Below are 18,803 nucleotides of genomic sequence, written 5' to 3'. Positions count from 1 at the left end.
GAAAAGTGCCGGGTCTGCGGTTACAGTCCGGACATTACGGAAAAAACGAGGGTGCCATTGTAATGAGGCACCCTTATTTGAGTCTTTCGGTACAGCGGATTTTGTTAAGCCTGCCTGATTATTTGTGGGATGCGTACATCGCTTCAATCTGTTCGGCAAACTTCTTGTGAAGCGGTGCGCGCTTTAATTTCAGAGTCGGCGTAAGCAGCCCGTTTTCAATGGTCCAGGGCTCAAGCTCAGCCGTGACGTTTCGCGGCAGAGCATAGTGCGGGAAGTCACTTGCGGCGGCTTTTGCGCGGCGCAGCAGTGCGTTTCGCACAGCCGTTGTTTTCAGGGATTCCGGATCCTCGGGATTGAGGTTCAGAGTTGCCGCGAGTTTCTTCCACTCGTCGGGGTTAAGAACCGTCACAAGGCTGATAAACGGCCGGTCATCACCCACCACATAGGTCTGAGCAAAAATCGGATCCGTTTCAATCGCAAGTTCCAGATCCACAGGAGGAATCTTTTCGCCGGTACTGGTGACGATGATTTCCTTGATGCGGCCGCGGATACGGAGCAATCCCGTCTCGTTGTACTCACCGATATCGCCGGTCTTGAGCCACCCGTCCTCGGTAAAGGTGCGGGCCGTGTCTTCCGGGCGGTTCCAGTAACCCTTCATGACGGAAGGTCCCCGGACCTGAATTTCACGGGTCTGCTCGGCAAGGCGGATTTCCGTCCCGATGGGAATGCCCACCGTATCGGGCTGGTTAAGTGTCAGGCTGTTGCCTGCAATGATGGGGGAGGCTTCAGTCATCCCGTAGCCTTGAATCGGCGCAAGACCCAGCGCGCAGAATGTCCGGGCAACTTTGTGGCTGATGGCCGCACCGCCGGAGATGGCAATTTTGAGGTTGCCGCCGAACTGTTCGCGGATTTTTGCTGAAACCAGTTTGTCCAGAAGAGGACCGGTCACCGGGTCAAGAAATGACCAGGCGCTTGCCTCGGGCTTCATTTTGTTGGCACGGCAGAAGCGGCGCCAGCCTACGGCAACAGCGGTGTTGAAAAGCCAGCGCGCATAGGAGGGCGCTTTCGAAAGCTTGTCGTTGATGCGGGCATAGATGCGTTCGTAAATGCGGGGTACGGAGATCAGTACATCGGGCTTAACGATCTTGAGATCTTCGCTTAAAAGCATGATCGAACGGTTGTAGGTCACCGTACAGGCCATGCCGAGCGCAAGGTAATAACCGCAGGTTCTTTCAAACGTGTGTGACAGCGGCAGGAAAGAAAGAAACTTGAATCCGGCCGGAGGCATCGGCTTGATGTGATCAAGTGTGGCAATGACGTTGGTCACAATGTTGTGATGCGTCAGCATCACGCCCTTGGGTTTGCCCGTGGTGCCGGAGGTGTAGACAATGGCTGCAAGCTCTTCGGCTTGCGGCGACCGGGGAAGGTCTCTGACGGACTCACCGCGTTTGAGCCAGGCGGCAAGGCCGGAGATTTCAACGCCGTCAATGCTGCGGGGTTCCAGCGTCTCTTCCGTGAGCACCACGAATTTGAGCCCGGGCATTTCAATGCCGGCGGATTTGATCAGATTCCAGCGCTCGAGCTTGTTGGTGACAAAGCAGGAGGCACCGCTGTCGGCGATGATGTAGGCTGACGACGCAGGCGTATCAATTGCGTGCAGCGGCACGGGGATGAGCGCATCGGCCATCACGGCCTGGTCGGATAAAACCGCATCGACTGAATTATTCAGAAGGATGGCAACGCGCGCGCCTCTGTTCAGTTCAAGGGATGAAAAACTTCTGCGCCATGCCGTAATGCGGTCCTGGAGTTCTTTGTAGCTCACTTCAGTCCAGGCGCTTTTTGCGCGGTCGTACTGCCGCAGGGCGATCATGTCCGGATGGGTTTTAGCCCGCAACGGCACGAATTCACTCAGCGTGCTGCATTTCTTCAGTTGTTCCAGGCGTGCGTCAGAATTTACAGAATTGGTCATTTACGAACTTTCGATGAACAGTGAGCGAAACCGGCACAGACAAAAAAGCTGCGCGGCTTCGGGCGCAATTTCCGATGATCCTTATAAGTTACCCGTAAATCAGCATTGCAGAGCACATGAAAATTAGGTGATAACCCTTGGTTTTGTCTGCTCCGTCTGTGAAAGCGCGGCGCAGACAAAGCGGTTTGCGTCACTGATTACTCAAAGAGTTTCGTGGAAAGATAACGGTCACCGTTATCGGGCAGCAGGGCCACAATGAGTTTGCCGGCATTTTCAGGGCGGCGTGCGAGCTCAACGGCGGCAAAAAGCGCAGCGCCGGAGCTGATACCCACAAGGAAGCCTTCCTTGCGCGCGATTTCCCGGCCGGTGGCAAGAGCGTCTTCGTTGGTGACGTCAATCACCTCATCGTAGATCTTGGTGTCAAGCACTTCCGGCACGAACCCGGCGCCGATCCCCTGAATGGCGTGCGGGCCGGCCTTGCCCTGCGTGAGCACGGGTGAGGCGGCCGGTTCAACAGCCACCACGCGGACGGCCGGATTTTTGGACTTCAGATAGCGGCCCGTGCCGGTCACGGTGCCGCCGGTACCGACACCGGCCACAAAGATGTCGACTTTACCGTCGGTGTCGTCCCAGATTTCGGGGCCTGTTGCGCGCACGTGCGCTTCGGGGTTGGCGGGGTTGACGAACTGGCCCGGAATAAAGCTCCCCGGGGTCTGACGCGCCAGCTCTTCCGCCTTGGCAATGGCGCCTTTCATGCCCTTGGCACCTTCGGTGAGAACGATTTCAGCGCCGTAGGCCTGCAGCAGTTTGCGACGTTCCGCGCTCATGGTTTCAGGCATCGTAAAAACGGCACGGTAACCTTTGCTCGCGGCAATGCTTGCCAGACCGATGCCGGTGTTGCCGCTTGTGGGTTCAATGATGACGCTGCCGGGTTTGAGAAGTCCTTTTTTCTCGGCATCTTCGATCATCGAAAGCGCAATACGGTCCTTGACGCTGCCGGCAGGGTTAAAGAGTTCGAGCTTGACGAGAATTCGTGCCTTTAGACCGAGTTTTTCGGTGAAGCGGTTGATTTCCACAAGCGGCGTGTGTCCGATCAGACCGGTGATGTTGTTGAAAACGCGCATTTTTAATGCCTCCCTTTTTTTAGTCCCTCTAAACAACCCGCGCTTGAAAGCGCGGGGTTTCCTGACACAGTGCAGGCTTTCCCGTAGCAGCAAAGGTTTTTGAGGCCTTGTCTGCCCGGGCGTCCCCTGCACCACAGGAACATTTAAAACGCAACCGTTCTACGGGTACGGGCTTCATCAGCTCGATCCGTCGGTTCCGGCGAAGGACTGCTTCGTCTTGCCGATTCGCTGGTTTGTACTGCACTATCGATCCGGCGTTCCCTGAGACTTGTTTGAGCCTCGCAAGCGCTGATTGCTCAGCCTTCAGATCGTAGCTGTCAGTGGCGGGATCCGCAAAATACAGGTTCATGGCGGCCGCAAGGTCGCGGTCCATGTACCAGTCCGTATCTCCCAACTGATGACTTCTCTCCCAAAGAGCTTTCTTCCGGTACGTTCCCGTTTCGGGATCGTGCTGACTCGGGCGCAGTTTTGCGGGGACTGACTTTCACCACACAACAGCCGGCGCTTTCAGCCTTACTTGTCATCCGGGTTATCAATCCTGCAATACCGCTTTTGCCCAAACTCTTGCCGTATCCGGCTCTCTGAAATGCTTTGTATGAGTTCTTCTCCATTAAAAAATTTCGAAAGCCCGCATTCCTCCCGGGGCTCAAGCCCCGGGCTTCCTGCGGAAAATACTGTGAGAAATCTGTCGTTACGGCAGAAAGACGGGTTGTTCCGCTTTCGGATCAATGTCTCCGAGCATGTCCGACAGTGTCGTTTTGTTGCTTTTTTTGTAATAAAACGCGTAGTGCATCGTATTGGCCAGAACCAGTTTGACATAGTTTCTGGTCTCATTAAACGGAATGGTTTCGACAAAAACAGCCCCTTCCGTCCGATGATCGAGTTTTGCTCTCCAGCTTACGGCCCGCGAAGGACCGGCGTTGTAGGCCGCCGTGGCAAGGGGCTTGCTGCCGGAGAAAGCATCGGCAACCAGTCTGAGGTATTCGCAGCCGATGGTGAGATTGGTGGCAAGATCGGTGAGTTTGCCGTCTTCAAAATTCTGCAGGGCTTTTTGCCTGGCAACCCAGCGGGCGGTTCTCGGCATCACCTGCATCAGCCCCCGCGCGCCGACGGTGCTTTCGGCCACGCGCAGAAAGCGGGATTCCTGCCGGATCAGGCCGAAAATCCATTCGGGTTCAAGACCTGCATTGCGGGCAGCTGATTCGATTTCTTCCCGGTGCGGCCGCGGGTACTGCTGTTCAAAAACAAAAGTGCGGGTGCTCTCCGAGGTGTTGATCTGACGGTGTGTCAGTGCAAGGGACTCGGCAAATCCGGCAAAGAGTAGCCGCTCGGCCTTGTCCATTTTTCTTAAAGCCCAGTTCCATTCGCGGTTGCCTTCCATGGTGAGACCGAGCTCATAAAAGCGCAGCGCACGAAGAACGGAAGGATCGGAAGCAAAGCGCCCAAAGACCGCTGCATCGGCAGGAACCGGAGTTCCGGCATCATGGGCGTCGTAATAGCTCTTTTTGAGCGCATCCCGGGCAAGAAGTCCGTAAAAGCCGTTGGTGCGGCTCACTTTCTGCATCAGAGACCGTGCCGTGCGCGGCTGCCCTGTTTTTTCCAGAGCACGAGCCTTCCAGTAGAGCCAGTCATTGGTGTTTCGGATTGACGCGGGCAGCTCTTCAACAGCCCTTCTGACGCTGTGCCAGTTGCCGGTACGTAAAGCGGTACGCGCCTGCCAGAGCAGAATATTGCTTTGGCCGACCGTATCGGGGGCACTGCCCGGTTTGCGGCCGGCTTTTCTGTACCAGCGCGGTGCGTTGTCTTCCAGATCCAGGGCGGATTCATAGGCAACGCGGCTCCACAAAAGCGCAGCCCGGGACTGCGAAAGTTTTTTCTGAGCGGTTGAGGCAATGCGGGCTGCCGCTTCAGGATCAGTCCCTGCCAGACGCAGTCCGGCAAACAGCAAAACCGCGGCCTTTTGGCGCGCGAGCCGGTTTTTATTGTTCCGGTACCACTTGGACGGGTTATTCAGAACGGCAAGCAGTGTGCCGCGGGCGGCAGGAAGCTGCCGGCTGTAGCGGGCAATGATGTCACGCGCGGGCTGAAAGCGTTTTTGCTGTAAAAGGACCAGAAGCTGAGGCCAGGCATCTTTGGGGCGCAGCGCCAGATAGTCGTTCCGAAGGCGCACACAGGCGGGGTCAGCCGCAAGCGGCGTGTCCCGGAGCGTCGTACGGGCGGCGGCAAGTGCCGCGGTCTTTTTTCTGTCGCCGGTCTTCAGGTCAAAACGGGCCTTGCTGCAGACAAGATCCGGCTCTTCACGGTTCCATTCCAGTTTTTTGTAGAGGCGGTAAAAAAGCCGGGCATCGTCGTTTTTGGCGGCAATCCGTGCCCAGTCGGCACGGGCGCGTTCCGCAACATAATCGTTTTGGCGGGTGGAGATAAAGCGGTCAAGTTGCCGGACGGTTTCCTGATCCTTCGGGTTTGCCTGTGCATTTAAAAGCAGCACCCAAAGATCAACGTAGGAGGCAAGCGGGTGGCCTGTGAGCTGCGGCTGCAGTCTGAGAAGTTCGTCAAGATTTCCTTTACGGTAGGCCCGGTAGGCATCCGTAAAAAGGGAGTCTGTTACAAGCGGCCCGGATGGGATTTTGACGGATGCGGCCGCCTGCGCGGGCGTCACGGGAGCAACTGCCGGGGTGTGAGCTGCGGGCGGCGTATTTGGCGCTGCCTGCGAGATTGTGACGGAACCTTCTTCAGGCAGAGGAACCGGAATCGTGACCGCACCCTCGGAAAGCGTGGTGTCTTCAGGCTCAGTGAGATCCGGCGCAAGCTCATCGTAAGCGGCTACGGCGGGCGTGAGAAGTTCCCGCGCCGGCAGGACGTGTGAAGTCAGAGCGGCAGCAGCGGCAATACCGGCAGCAAGGAGCCTGAAAGTAGAAAAAACAGCCATTGACTTCTCATCCGAACAAAGAGTTGCCGTACCTGTGAATCCGCCCAATAATACCCGCGCAGCGCTTGCGATCGGGAGCGGGGATGGAAAAAAGTCTTTTAAGGAAACACTTTCTTGCCGTACGTCGGGGTATTACTGAAAACGACCCGCAGACGTCTGAGGCACTTTGCCGGGCCGTGAGCCTTTGGCTGTCGGACAAATATTTCCGGTGCATCGGTTTTTATGCACCTTTTCGCGGCGAGCCGGATATAACGCCGGCTGTGGTTGCGGCTCTGAGCTGCGGGCGGGCACAGTCCGCGGCACTGCCCGTGATTGATTCGGCCGAGCGCTCAGAGATGCACTATGCCCTTTGGTCGCCGGCGGGGGAACTCAGAAAGAATGTCTATGGGATTGCGGAGCCCGGGGAGACCGCGGAAGTTTTTCCGGATGTGATTTTTTCGCCCTGCGTTGCTTTTAACCGTCGGGGATTCAGGCTCGGTAACGGCAAGGGTTTTTTCGACCGGTATCTGATGCTGCCGCAGGTGCGTGCTGCGGCGCCGCAGACCGTTGCGGTCGGGTATGAAGCACTTTTAACGGATGCCTTTGCCTCGGAGCCCCATGATGTTGCCTTTGGTTGGACGGCAACAGAAAAGGGCGTTGTAAAGGCTCTCTGAGATCCTTCGCAACGCCCTTGGGAACAAGCGCTCACGGGCTGCGCGCAGGCGCGGGCAGCCCGAACGCAGCATCAGTAGCGGTAGTTTTCGCTCTTATAAGGACCTTCGACCTTCACACCGATGTAGTCAGCCTGCTTCTGCGTGAGAACAGAAAGTTCCGCGTTGAGTTTGGTGAGCTGCAGACGCGCCACTTTTTCATCAAGAATCTTGGGCAGCACGTACACGCCGACCGGATACTTGTCGGTGTGTTCGAAGAGCTCAATCTGAGCGAGCACCTGGTTGGCAAAGGAGCTTGACATCACATAAGAGGGATGCCCCGTGGCGCAGCCCAGATTCACAAGACGGCCTTCGGCCAGAAGAATGATGGAGTTGCCGGAAGGCAGACGGATGTGGTCGACCTGAGGTTTGATGTTTTCCCAGGGGTAGGCACGCATCGAGGCAACATCAATTTCACTGTCAAAGTGACCGATATTGCAGACAATGGCCTGATCCTTCATCCTGATCATATGGTCATGGGTGATGACGTGGTAGTTGCCGGTGGCGGTAACGAAGATGTCGGCCTTGTCACAGGCCCAGTCCATTGTCACCACACGGTAGCCTTCCATGGCGGCCTGAAGTGCGCAGATCGGGTCGATTTCAACCACCCAGACCTGAGCTGAAAGCGCGCGCAGTGCCTGCGCACAGCCCTTACCCACGTCACCGTAACCGACAACAACGGCCACTTTGCCTGCGACCATGACGTCCGTGGCGCGCTTGATGCCGTCAACGAGCGATTCACGGCAGCCGTAGAGGTTGTCAAACTTGGACTTGGTGACGGAGTCGTTGACGTTGATGGCGGGAAACTTCAGTTCGCCGCGGGCAGCCATCTGATAGAGACGGTGCACGCCCGTGGTTGTTTCCTCGCTCACGCCCTTGATGTGCGCCATGCGCTTGGAGTACCAGTGGGGATCTGCGGCCAGGTGGCGTTTGACGGCCGCAAAAAGCGCGGTTTCCTCTTCGCTTGCGGGCTGCGCCACAACGGAAGGATCCTTTTCAGCCTTAACACCCAAGTGCAGCAGAAGCGTCGCGTCACCGCCGTCGTCGAGGATCATGTTGGAAAAGCCTTCGTCATCCCACTCAAAGATGCGGTGGGTGTATTCCCAGTAGTCGTTGAGCGACTCACCCTTGACGGCAAACACCGACACGCCGTCAGCGGCGATCGCGGCCGCTGCATGGTCCTGCGTGGAGAAGATGTTGCAGGAAGCCCAGCGGACCTCAGCACCCAAAGCCGTGAGTGTTTCAATGAGTACCGCCGTCTGAATGGTCATGTGAAGAGAACCGGAAATACGGGCGCCGGCCAGCGGTTTTTGACCGGCATACTCCTTGCGGATTGCCATCAGGCCGGGCATTTCAGTCTCGGCAATGGCGATTTCCTTGCGGCCCCAGTCGGCCAGGTTCATGTCGGCAACGACATACTTAGGATAAGCATTCATGGCGAAAAATTAAGTGAGGTTGAAGTCCGTCGGAACCGGGGGCGCCGGCAACTTAAAAAACGCGCCGTATCAACTGCGTACCCGCGGGATGCGGCATTATAAGGCGAGGCTATCCGGAGGATTCGGGTGCGGGCGGCGGCCCGTCCATATAATCTTTCGTCCGGACAACAAAGAAAAAACTGTCTGAAGATGCAGGAAAACACACATAAACCGTCAGCACTGTTTCTGATCGGCATGATGGCCAGCGGAAAAAGCACGGTCGGTAAGGCGCTTGCCGCCAGGCTCGGCTGGGACTTTTTTGACGTGGACAGGGAAGTCGAACGGCGTACCGGCGTGACGGTGGCTGAAATCTTTGAGAAGGAAGGGGAAGCGGGTTTCCGCCGCCGTGAAACGGAAATGATGGCGGAACTCACGATCCGCCCCGGCTGCATTGTCGCCATGGGCGGAGGTGCCCCGCTTTTTGAAGTCAACAGAAAACTTTTAAAGCGCGGCCTGGTGGTGAGGCTTCTCTCAACGGTCTCTGACGTTTTGGAAAGAACACGCTTTGACACGACACGACCGCTTTTGAGGTCCGAGGATCCGGTGGCAAAAATCCGGGAGCTGATGCTGGCAAGAGAACCGGTCTACGCTGAGGTAAGCGACGTTGAGATGAGCACCACACGCACGCATCCTGAGGTTGTGGCTGACAGAATTCTCGCAATGAAGGAAGTGCAGGACGTTGTCCGGGAGGCTGAGAAAAGACTCGGCAAAGACAAACGGGAGAAACAATCGTGATTACTTATGTTGTGGATTTGGCTGAGCGCTCCTATCCGATTCATATCGGTTCGGGCACCTTATCGATGCTCGGAGCAGAACTGCAGCGCCTCAAAGCAACCAGGGCTCTGATCGTCACGAACACAACCGTCGGGCCTCTTTACGCGCAAAAGGCGGCAGCATCGGTTGCTCAGACAGAAATTCCGTTTTCAGTTTGTGAGCTTCCCGACGGTGAGGAATTTAAGGATCTCGGGCACCTGAATCAGATTCTGACGGCGGCGGCAGAGGCCGGACTTGACCGTCACAGCGTCATCGTGGCTTTGGGCGGCGGTGTTGTGGGGGATATGGCCGGGTTTGCCGCGGCAATCTGGATGCGCGGTATCCGTTTTATTCAGGTCCCGACAACACTTTTGGCACAGGTTGACAGCAGTGTGGGCGGCAAGACCGGAGTCAACGTTCCTGCGGGGAAAAATCTGATCGGTGCATTTCATCAGCCGGGATCCGTGCTGATTGATACGGATGTTTTGAAAACACTACCCGAGCGGCAGATCAGTGCCGGCATTGCCGAAATCATCAAGTACGGTTTTCTGGGAGACGAGACGTTTGTCGAAACACTGGAAAAAGTGATGCCGGCGCTCAGGGCGCTTGACACGGATGTTGTTTCGGAGGTGGTCGCGCGCTGCTGCCGCATGAAGGCGGAGATCGTACATGAAGATGAGCGGGAATCCGGCGTGAGAGCCAAACTTAATCTCGGACACACGTTCGGTCACGCCGTTGAAAAGCTCTCCGGTTACGGCCATTGGCTGCACGGTGAGGCTGTCGGAACCGGTATCGTCATGGCGGCTGTTCTGAGCGAGGAACTCGGCAACATCGGCCCGGCTGACGTAGAGCGGGTGAGAAAGCTTGTTGCCACAAGCGGTTTGCCCGTTGAAATTCCCGGAATCAGTCAGGAGGCGGCTTATAAGGCCATGCAGGGGGACAAGAAGTCGCTTGCCGGCGTGATCCGTTTTGTTGTGATGAACCGCATCGGGGACACGCAGATCCAGACAGTGCAGCCTGAACTTGTTTTTAAGACGATGAAGCGCTGCGGCTGGGTTTAGTTGCCCGGGCTTGCGGAAGCCGCCGAAAAACCTTCTCCGGAGAACCTTTGAGGTCGCGGCCGGAGAAGGTTTTTTTTGTCGCTGTTTTGTCAAAAAACAACGCTTTCTAATTTCAATACCTTAAGAAAAAAGGAAAAAATTAGGCAGATTGCCATCCCGTATATAGGGGATTGTGTGTCGAAATACTGCTGCCCGGCATTTATCGCAGCATCACCTGTTGCAATATGGTTATTCAAAAAGGACGGAGCCCGGCCCGTTTTGCGGCGGCTCACGGACAGACAATTCAAACAAGACAGGGGGCACAGTCAAATGTCAGCGACGCAGCAGCAGGCCGTCAGGATTGCTGAGGAAAAGGGGTTGTACCGCCGCAGTGAGGAGCATGATGCGTGCGGTGTCGGATTTGTGGCCAACATCAAGGGACGCGTGTCACACGACGTCATTGAGCAGGCTCTGGGGATTTTGCGCAATCTTGATCACCGCGGCGCCGTGGGTGCCGATCCCCTGTGCGGTGACGGCGCCGGTATTCTGATTCAGATTCCGGATGCCTTTTACCGTGAGGAAATGGCCAGGCAGTCGGTGGAGCTGCCTGCGCCCGGGGATTACGGCGTCGGCATGATTTTTCTGCCGCGCGAGAGGGCTTCAAGAGCTGCCTGCGAGCAGGAGCTTGAAAGAACAGTGCGCAGCGAGGGGCAGGTTGTTCTCGGCTGGCGCGATGTGCCTGTCGATGACACGATGCGCATGAGCGAGACCGTCCGCAAAAGCGCGCCCGTCATCCGTCAGATCTTTATCGGGCGCGGACCGGACGTTATGGTGCAGGATGCTCTTGAACGAAAGCTCTACGTGATCCGTAAGGCGGCTTCTCACCGCATCAAGGCACTCAACCTCACTCACGGGCGGGAATATTTCGTGCCCTCGATGAGCACCCGCACCGTGGTTTACAAGGGGTTGCTGCTTGCCGATCAGGTGGGGCAGTACTACACGGATTTGCAAAACCCCAAGGTGAAGTCCGCAATTGCCGTCGTGCACCAGCGCTTCTCAACCAATACCTTCCCCTCCTGGGAACTTGCTCATCCGTACCGCTACATCGCCCATAACGGCGAAATCAATACCGTCAAGGGCAACTACAACTGGATTCGGGCCCGCGAAAACACGTGGGAGTCGCCGGTTCTCGGCAAGGACGTCCGAAAGCTCACGCCGCTTATCTACGAGGGGCAGTCTGACACGGCCTGTCTTGACAACGCCCTGGAACTTCTCGTGATGTCGGGCTATTCGCTATCGCAGGCCATGATGATGCTTGTGCCTGAGCCCTGGGAAAAAGCAAGAACGATGGATCCGGACCGCCAGGCGTTTTATGCCTACTACGCGCCGATGATGGAAGCCTGGGACGGACCTGCGGCGATTGTCTTTACCGACGGTGTGCAGATCGGTGCGGCGCTTGACCGAAACGGGTTGCGTCCGGCGCGCTATATGCTCACGGATGAAGATACGCTGATTCTGGCAAGTGAAGCCGGGACCGTGAAGGTCCCCGAGAGCCGGATCCGCCGTAAGTGGCGTCTTGAGCCCGGCAAGATGCTTTTGATCGATACGGTGCAGGGGCGCATCATTGAAGACGCTGAAATCAAAAATCAGTCAGTGCTTGCCAAGCCCTACCGCGAATGGGTTGAGCGCCTTAATCTGCGCCTCGGGGATCTGGAAAACAAGGCGGGCACGCCTGAAGAAGCAGTGTTGCCGGCTGAACGGCTTTTTGAGTTGCAGAAGGCTTTTGCCGTCACGCAGGAAGACATCGATCTCATCCTGATGCCCATGGCTGAAAAGGGGCAGGAACCGATCGGCAGTATGGGTAACGATGCGGCGCTTCCTGTTCTTTCCAAAAAGAGCGAGTCCTTTTTTGACTACTTCAAGCAGCTTTTTGCTCAGGTCACCAATCCTCCGATTGACCCGATCCGGGAGGAGCTTGTCACGAGTCTCATCAGCTTTATCGGACCCAAGCCCAATCTGCTTGACGTCAACAACGTCAATCCGCCGCGCCGTATCGAGGTTCCGCAGCCCATTCTCACGGAACGCGATATGGCCAAGCTCCACGATATCGCCGACTACACCGACGGTAAGTTCCGCAGCAAGACGCTTGACATCACTTATCCGGCTTCCTGGGGTAAGGCCGGTGTTGAGGCAAGCCTTGCCGGCATCTGCGCGCAGGCTGTCGACGCCGTCAAGATGGGCTTTAACATCCTCATCGTCTCTGACCGTGCCGTAAGCCGCGACCGTGTGGCAATTCCGGTGCTGCTTGCGGTGAGCGCGCTGCATCAGCACCTGATCAGTGAAGGCATGCGCACTGACGTGGGTCTTGTGGTTGATTCGGGCGCCGTAATGGAAACGCATGACGTGGCGCTACTGATGGGGTACGGAGCGGAAGCCGTTCATCCGTTTCTGGCGCTGGCAACGCTCAGAGCCGGTGCGGCGCTTCGCGGCACGTCAGCCGATGAAGCCGTTGCGCACTACATTAAGGCGGTCGGCAAGGGTCTCACCAAAGTCATGGCAAAGATGGGTATTTCCACCCTGATGAGCTACCGCGGTGCCCGTATTTTTGAAGCCGTCGGCTTAAAGAGCAGTTTCGTGGAACGGTATTTCCGCGGAACTCCCTCGCGTATTGAGGGTCTCGGGCTTTTTGACGTCATGCAGGAAGCCGTTGACAAGCACGCCGCCGCTTACGGCATTAATCCGGACGCCAAGGGTGAACTTGACGTGGGCGGACAGTACGCGTGGCGCGCTGAAGGCGAAGAGCACATGTGGACGCCTCAGGCGATCGTCAAACTGCAGAAAGCGTCGCGTGAAAAGAATTACAAGACCTATCAGGAATACGCCCGCATCATCAACGACCAGAGCCGCCGTCAGATGACGCTGCGCGGCCTGCTGCGCTTTAAGACCGAAGGCCGTACGCCGATTCCGCTCGAGTCGGTGGAACCGGCAAAGGACATTGTCCGCCGCTTTGCCACGGGCGCCATGTCGCTTGGGTCGATTTCCGCGGAAGCTCACGCAACACTGGCTGTGGCAATGAACCGCATTGGCGGTAAGTCCAATACCGGCGAAGGCGGTGAAGATCCGCGCCGTTACACCGAGGAACTGCGTCTCGGCAAGAGCCCGGTAAAGGCAGGCCAGACGCTTGCGGATATTCTCGGTAAGGACCGCATTGTGGCGGAGGTGCCGCTTGAAAAGGGCGACAGTCTCAGAAGCCGCATCAAGCAGGTCGCCTCCGGCCGTTTCGGCGTGACGGAGCAGTACCTGATCAGTGCCGACCAGATTCAGATCAAGATGGCGCAGGGGGCTAAGCCCGGTGAAGGCGGTCAGCTGCCCGGGCACAAGGTGACGGAGTACATCGCCGAGATGCGTTACTCCGTTCCCGGCGTGGGACTGATTTCGCCCCCTCCGCATCATGATATTTACTCGATCGAAGATCTAGCGCAGCTTATCCACGATCTGAAAAACGCCAACAGCCGGGCAGATATTTCCGTCAAGCTCGTAAGCGAAAACGGCGTGGGTACGGTGGCTGCGGGTGTGGCCAAAGCCAAGGCCGATCACATCGTGATCGCCGGCCACGACGGCGGCACGGGGGCAAGCCCCATTTCTTCTGTTAAGCACGCGGGCAGCCCCTGGGAACTCGGTCTGTCTGAGACGCAGCAGACGCTCGTGCTCAATCATCTGCGCGACCGCGTGGTGGTGCAGGTCGACGGTCAGATAAAGACCGGGCGCGACGTGGTGATCGGAGCGCTTCTCGGGGCCGATGAATTCGGCTTTGCAACGGCACCGCTGGTGGTGGAGGGCTGTCTGATGATGCGTCAGTGCCATCTCAACACCTGCCCGGTCGGTATCGCTACACAGGATCCTGAACTCAGAAAGCGCTTTAAGGGTAAGCCCTCGAGCGTTGTGAATTATTTCTTCTTTGTTGCTGAAGAAGTCCGCGAGATCATGGCAAGCCTCGGCATTGCCCGGTTCGAGGATCTGATCGGCCGCAGTGATCTGCTGGAGCAGGCGCTGCCCGAAGGCAATCCCAAACTTGAAGGCATTGACCTCAACCGTCTGCTTTACCGTCCGGATACGGTTGCGGAGCATATCCGTCATACAAGCGGCCAGGATCACAAGCTGGAGATTTCGCTTGACGCACGGCTTTTGCCGAAGCTTCTGAAGTCCATTGAGGCAGGTGAAGCCGTGACGCTCACCACGGATATCTGCAACGTCAACCGTACGGCAGGCACGCAGATTTCAGCCGAGATCGTGCGCCGTTACGGCGCCGAGGGACTGCCTGACGATACGGTGCATCTGGAATTTCACGGCACGGCCGGCCAGTCTTTCGGAGCCTTTGCCTGCCGCGGTATGACGCTTGACCTCGTGGGTGAAGCCAATGACTATGTCGGTAAGGGCCTTTCCGGCGCCTGCATCATCGTGCGTGCGCCGGCGGACTTCCACGGCGACCGTCGTCAGAACATGATTGCAGGCAATACGACGCTTTACGGCGCGACTTCCGGCGAGGCCTACTTTAACGGCGTTGCCGGTGAACGCTTTGCCGTGCGCCTTTCGGGCGCGGAAGCCGTCGTCGAAGGGACCGGCGACCACGGCTGCGAATACATGACAGGTGGCACTGTTGTCGTGCTCGGTAAAACCGGCCGCAATTTTGCTTCCGGTATGTCGGGCGGCGTCGCCTACGTGTTCGATGAAAACGGGGACTTTGAAGCGCACTGCAACACGTCCATGGTTGCGCTTGAACGTGTTGTGAGCTCTGAGGAGCAGGCACGCATGAGTTCGTCCGAAACCTGGCATATGGGACAAAGCGACGAAGAAATTCTGCGCCGCCTTATCGGCAATCACCTCAAATACACGGGATCGGCTCAGGCTGAAGAGCTGCTCAGAAACTGGGCCAGTTCCAGAGCCCGCTTTGTGAAAGTGATTCCGCTGCAGTACCGCGAAGTTCTGCAGGCACGTGCCAAATAAGGAGACAAACGGATGATCCCGGTTAAAGAAACAAAACAGAATAAGCTCGTGCGTATTGAGTTCGGACATGAGCCCGTTGAAAAGCGCATTCAGCATTTCCGTGATTTCACGATTGCGCTTGATGAAAAAAGCGTGAATCAGCAGAGCCGGCGCTGCCTGCACTGCGGTACGCCTTATTGTTCGGCGATGTGTCCGCTGCACAACCGTCCAGTTGATTTCAATCTCCTCGTCCGTGAGGGTAAGTGGCACTCCGCCTGGGAGTGCCTGACGACCACGAATCCCTTTCCGGAATTCACCAGCCGCGTGTGTCCGGCCCTTTGTGAGCCCGGCTGCACGCAGTATCTGATGGAGGATGCAGCTGTCGGCATCAAGACGATTGAACGCGCAATTATCGACAGAGCATGGAAAGCGGGCTGGGTGAAGCCTCTGCCGCCGCTGGCAAAGACCGGAAAATCGGTTGCGGTGGTGGGCAGCGGCCCCGCCGGCATGGCCTGCGCCCAGCGCCTGGTCCGTGCCGGACACGATGTCGTGCTCTTTGATAAGGCACCCAAGGCGGGCGGTCTGCTGCGTTACGGTATTCCCGACTTTAAGCTCACGAAGGATCTCATCGATAAGCGCCTTTCTCAGATGCAGGAAGAGGGGGTGCGCTTTGAGATGAATACGGCCGTCGGAGTGCGCGAATTCGAAAAAGGGATTCACAGTGCGGCGCGCAAATTTGTGCAGGCAAAAACACTGCTTGCGCAGTTTGATGCCGTGGTGCTTGCCTGCGGATCAGAAACGCCGCGTGACCTTAATGTTCCCGGCAGAGACGGCAAGGGTGTTTACTTTGCGCTGGATCTGCTGCAGGAACAGAACCGTCAGGTTGCCGGTGAAGTAAAGAAAACGGCGGTTGACTGTGCCGGCTGCGACGTTGTTGTGATCGGCGGCGGTGATACCGGCAGCGACTGCGTCGGAACGGCGCGCCGCCAGGGGGCGGGCAAGATCTATCAGCTCGACCTGATGCCGATGCCGCCCGAAAAAGAGGATAAGGAAGCGACCTGGCCCGAGTGGCCCCGCATTCTGAGAACCTCTACCTCGCACGAAGAGGGCTGTGAGCGGATGTGGCAGACCTCCACCAAGGAAATCCTTCTTGATGACAAAGGCAATGTCCGTGCAGTGCGCTGCGTGAAGATTGAATGGGCAAAGGATCCGGCCACAGGGCGCTTTACGCCGAAGGAGGTTCCTGACAGTGCCTTTGAAATTCCCGCGCAGCGTGTCTTTCTGGCGATGGGCTTTACGCAGCCCTCTCAGGGGCTGCTTGATGCCTTTGCTCTGGCAAAGGACGCCCGCGGCAACGCTTTGGCGCAGCCGGAAAACGGGATGAACCCCTTTGTCACGTCGGACGCGAGAGTCTTTGCCTGCGGCGATACCCGCAGCGGACAGTCGCTTGTGGTGAGAGCCCTGCGCGAAGGTCTGCGCTGTGCTGACGCCGTTGACAGGTATCTTTCTCAGCCTCAGCAGGAAGCAGCCTGATCTGACCGCAGTCACCGCGTCTGAAGCGGGAGATTTTTTCCCGCTTCAGATGCGGATCGTTCCGTCAGGCTTCAAGCCACTTTTTACCGAGGGCAGTCGGTTTTTTCAGTGACACCGTCGAGCGGCACGGCTGAGAGTGCCCGAGCAGCAGTGCCCAGACCATCAGCGCATCATCCCGGAAGGCGTGCACCACCATCTCATCGCCTTCACCGTAGCGTGTAAGCAGCTTTTCGAGATTGTTGTTTTTGATCCTCACGCCGTCCAGGGCAATAAGGACATCACCGGCGGAAATGCCGGCCCACTGAGCGGCTTCCTTGTCGTAGACGTTTTTCACGGTAAAACCGGCTTCCGAACCGATGCCTGAAAGACCGAGCAGACTTCTCACCGTATCGGTTTTTGTTTCTTCAAAGGTAACTCCGAGGGGTTTCAGCAGCTTCTGATAGTCGGGGCGCTCCGTGGTGTGGATAAGCTTTCCGATGAGATCCGTGAGGTCACATCCGGTTGTTTCAGCCACTGTCTCAAGAAATGTTTCTTCCGTAAGCCCTGCGTAGTCTTTGCCGGCTTCACAGAACTGCTGCCAGAGAGCCCGCATCACATCGTCAAGAGAGGCTGCTCCCTTACTTTCTGCGCGGATTGCGGCATCAATGACCCAGGCAGCCAATGCCCCCTGACGGTAGTAGGAAACATTGGCGTTTGCGGTATTGGCGGAAGGCTTGTAGAACTTGATCCAGGTGTCAAAACTTGCCTGAGCGAGCGTCTGCACTGTCTGCGCATTGGTTTCAAGAACGGAGCGGACTACTGAAGTGAGAAGCTTGGCGTAACCGTCGTTATCCGTGAGACCGCAGCGCCGCACGATGAGATCATCGTAGTAGCTTGTGAACCCTTCAAAGAACCAGAGCAGTTCTGTCGGTATTTCGGTGCTGAAGTCGATATCGGTGAATTCGGCGGGTTTGATGCGTTTGACGTTCCAGGTATGGAAGTATTCGTGTGCCACAAGTCCGAGAAACTGTACATAGTCTTCGGTGCGGGACTTGTCGTGTACGGACGGCAGACAGCGCGCCGGAATCTGCAATGCCGTACTTGCACGGTGCTCCAGCCCGCCGTAGGAGGCGCTGGTGACATTGACTAAAAAGACATACTCGCGCATCGGCGCTTTTTTGCTCTCAGGGTCCCAAAAGGCGATTTCATGCTCGCAGATGGCCCGCATGTCTTCCATGGGTTTTTCAATGTCGAAGTTGACCGGTGTATCGGAAAAAACAACATCGTGCCTTGTGCCGTGCGCCTTAAAGGTGACGGCGGTAAAGGTGCCGAGTTCAACGGGGCTGTCAATGAGCTCATCGTAGTCGCTGGCTTCATAAAGTCCCCAGCCGAAGCGCTCCGTCCCTTTTGCCCGCTTTAACGCGGTGGCCACACTCCAGTCAGATTGTTCGGCACGCGTCTGATCCTCGGGCTGACGGATCATGACGGAAATTTTCTTTTCCGGTTTGATGCCGAGCACTTCCATAAACACGCAGCCGGGATTGAAAAATCCGCGGCATTCATCGAGGTAGGCGGTCCGTACGGAATTGTCAAATGCCCAGACTTCGTAGAAAACGTGCAGTACCTCACCATCCTTGATGCCCTTGGTGGGAATGCGCCACGTGCTCTTGTCGACTTTGTCCATCGGAACGGGACGCCCGGCAATGTCGGCTCTCTCGTTCTGTACGTTTCCAGCAAAGTCACGCACAAGGTAAGAGCCGGAAATCCAGGCGGGAAGCCTCAGAAACTGTTCGTTGGGCGTGGGATCTGAGACAGTGATGCCGATAATGAAAAGATGAGCTTCAGGATCCAGAGGACTGATGTCGTAGCGCAGCATGAGTGAACACCTTCGGGCTGAGAAAAGATTTGACAGGCGAAATTATCGCAGGGAGTTGACAGAGACTAAAAGAGTCTGCATAATGCGCACCCTTCGCCGTTAAGACGAAGGCGCAAAGCCGAAAGAAAACAAAAAATTTTCCGACGGACTTGCAAAACGAAAAACGGTTGTGTAATATACGCAACCTTGTCGCCGACGAAACGGCAACAAACGCTCTTTAAAAATCTGAAACAGACGAACCGATAAGTGTGGGTGCTTCTGAAAAATGCAGTTTCTTCATGGAAACGCAAAAAAAATCGGAAGTACTCAGACTTTAAGCCAAAGAAATGATTGAGATTTATCTCAGTCAGTTTCTGCGAGTGATTTGAGTACGACCAAAAAGCAGGATTCAAGTGAAGAGTTTGATCCTGGCTCAGATTGAACGCTGGCGGCATGCCTTACACATGCAAGTCG

The 18,803-nt window shown here is 56.7% G+C and carries 11 protein-coding genes and 1 rRNA gene; 6 read left to right on the top strand and 6 right to left on the bottom strand.

The features are described from left to right. Window positions 1-118: 118 nt before the first annotated feature. From BQ7486_RS00405 to BQ7486_RS00390, 4 genes are all read right to left on the bottom strand, one after another. Window positions 119-1,969, bottom strand: a complete 1,851-nt coding sequence (locus tag BQ7486_RS00405; protein ID WP_074008556.1) for an AMP-dependent synthetase/ligase — start codon at window positions 1,967-1,969, stop codon at window positions 119-121. Between the two features lie 197 nt (window positions 1,970-2,166). Further along, complete coding sequence (gene cysK / locus BQ7486_RS00400) at window positions 2,167-3,093, bottom strand: cysteine synthase A (protein ID WP_074008555.1); 927 nt, start codon at window positions 3,091-3,093, stop codon at window positions 2,167-2,169. Window positions 3,094-3,121: 28 nt separating this feature from the next. Beyond that, window positions 3,122-3,487: a hypothetical protein gene (locus BQ7486_RS00395; RefSeq protein ID WP_074008554.1), complete on the bottom strand. Its 366-nt coding sequence runs from the start codon at window positions 3,485-3,487 to the stop codon at window positions 3,122-3,124. 297 nt (window positions 3,488-3,784) lie between these two features. Next, the gene (locus BQ7486_RS00390) at window positions 3,785-6,022 is read right to left on the bottom strand and encodes a lytic transglycosylase domain-containing protein (RefSeq protein ID WP_074008553.1); all 2,238 of its coding nucleotides are present in this window, start codon (window positions 6,020-6,022) and stop codon (window positions 3,785-3,787) included. Window positions 6,023-6,105: 83 nt separating this feature from the next. On the opposite strand from BQ7486_RS00390, the gene BQ7486_RS00385 reads away from it, so the two are divergent. Then, entirely contained in the window at window positions 6,106-6,675 is a 570-nt protein-coding gene (locus tag BQ7486_RS00385) for a 5-formyltetrahydrofolate cyclo-ligase (RefSeq protein ID WP_022372395.1), read from the top strand. Between the two features lie 71 nt (window positions 6,676-6,746). Here the strand turns inward: BQ7486_RS00385 and ahcY are convergent, their stop codons facing one another. Next, window positions 6,747-8,147: an adenosylhomocysteinase gene (gene ahcY, locus BQ7486_RS00380; RefSeq protein ID WP_022372394.1), complete on the bottom strand. Its 1,401-nt coding sequence runs from the start codon at window positions 8,145-8,147 to the stop codon at window positions 6,747-6,749. Window positions 8,148-8,336: 189 nt separating this feature from the next. Here ahcY and BQ7486_RS00375 point away from each other — a divergent pair, with 189 nt between their 5' ends. The 4 genes from BQ7486_RS00375 to BQ7486_RS00360 all read left to right on the top strand — a co-directional run bounded on the left by BQ7486_RS00375 (window position 8,337) and on the right by BQ7486_RS00360 (window position 16,495). Beyond that, entirely contained in the window at window positions 8,337-8,921 is a 585-nt protein-coding gene (locus BQ7486_RS00375) for a shikimate kinase (protein ID WP_074008552.1), read from the top strand. Then, on the top strand, window positions 8,918-10,000 hold the full coding sequence (gene aroB, locus BQ7486_RS00370) for a 3-dehydroquinate synthase (RefSeq protein ID WP_074008551.1): 1,083 nt from the start codon (window positions 8,918-8,920) through the stop codon (window positions 9,998-10,000). Before BQ7486_RS00375 ends, aroB begins: the two co-directional genes overlap by 4 nt. Before the next feature lie 309 nt (window positions 10,001-10,309). Next, window positions 10,310-14,983 carry a glutamate synthase-related protein gene (locus BQ7486_RS00365; RefSeq protein ID WP_074008550.1) on the top strand — a complete coding sequence of 1,558 codons (4,674 nt, stop codon included), beginning with the start codon at window positions 10,310-10,312 and terminating at the stop codon, window positions 14,981-14,983. Window positions 14,984-14,995: 12 nt separating this feature from the next. Then, window positions 14,996-16,495 (top strand): glutamate synthase subunit beta, encoded by a 1,500-nt coding sequence (locus tag BQ7486_RS00360; protein WP_022372390.1) that lies wholly within the window; start codon window positions 14,996-14,998, stop codon window positions 16,493-16,495. Window positions 16,496-16,559: 64 nt separating this feature from the next. Here the strand turns inward: BQ7486_RS00360 and BQ7486_RS00355 are convergent, their stop codons facing one another. Next, on the bottom strand, window positions 16,560-18,350 hold the full coding sequence (locus BQ7486_RS00355) for a M61 family metallopeptidase (protein WP_074008549.1): 1,791 nt from the start codon (window positions 18,348-18,350) through the stop codon (window positions 16,560-16,562). 389 nt (window positions 18,351-18,739) lie between these two features. On the opposite strand from BQ7486_RS00355, the gene BQ7486_RS00350 reads away from it, so the two are divergent. After that, window positions 18,740-18,803 (top strand): 16S ribosomal RNA (locus tag BQ7486_RS00350); the annotation flags it as partial.

The sequence above is a fragment of the Duodenibacillus massiliensis genome (assembly GCF_900128485.1).
Classification (GTDB): Bacteria; Pseudomonadota; Gammaproteobacteria; order Burkholderiales; family Burkholderiaceae_F; genus Duodenibacillus; species Duodenibacillus massiliensis.
The sequence above is the reverse complement of the archived record's forward strand: the minus strand, read 5'-3'. Positions and strand labels throughout refer to the sequence as shown.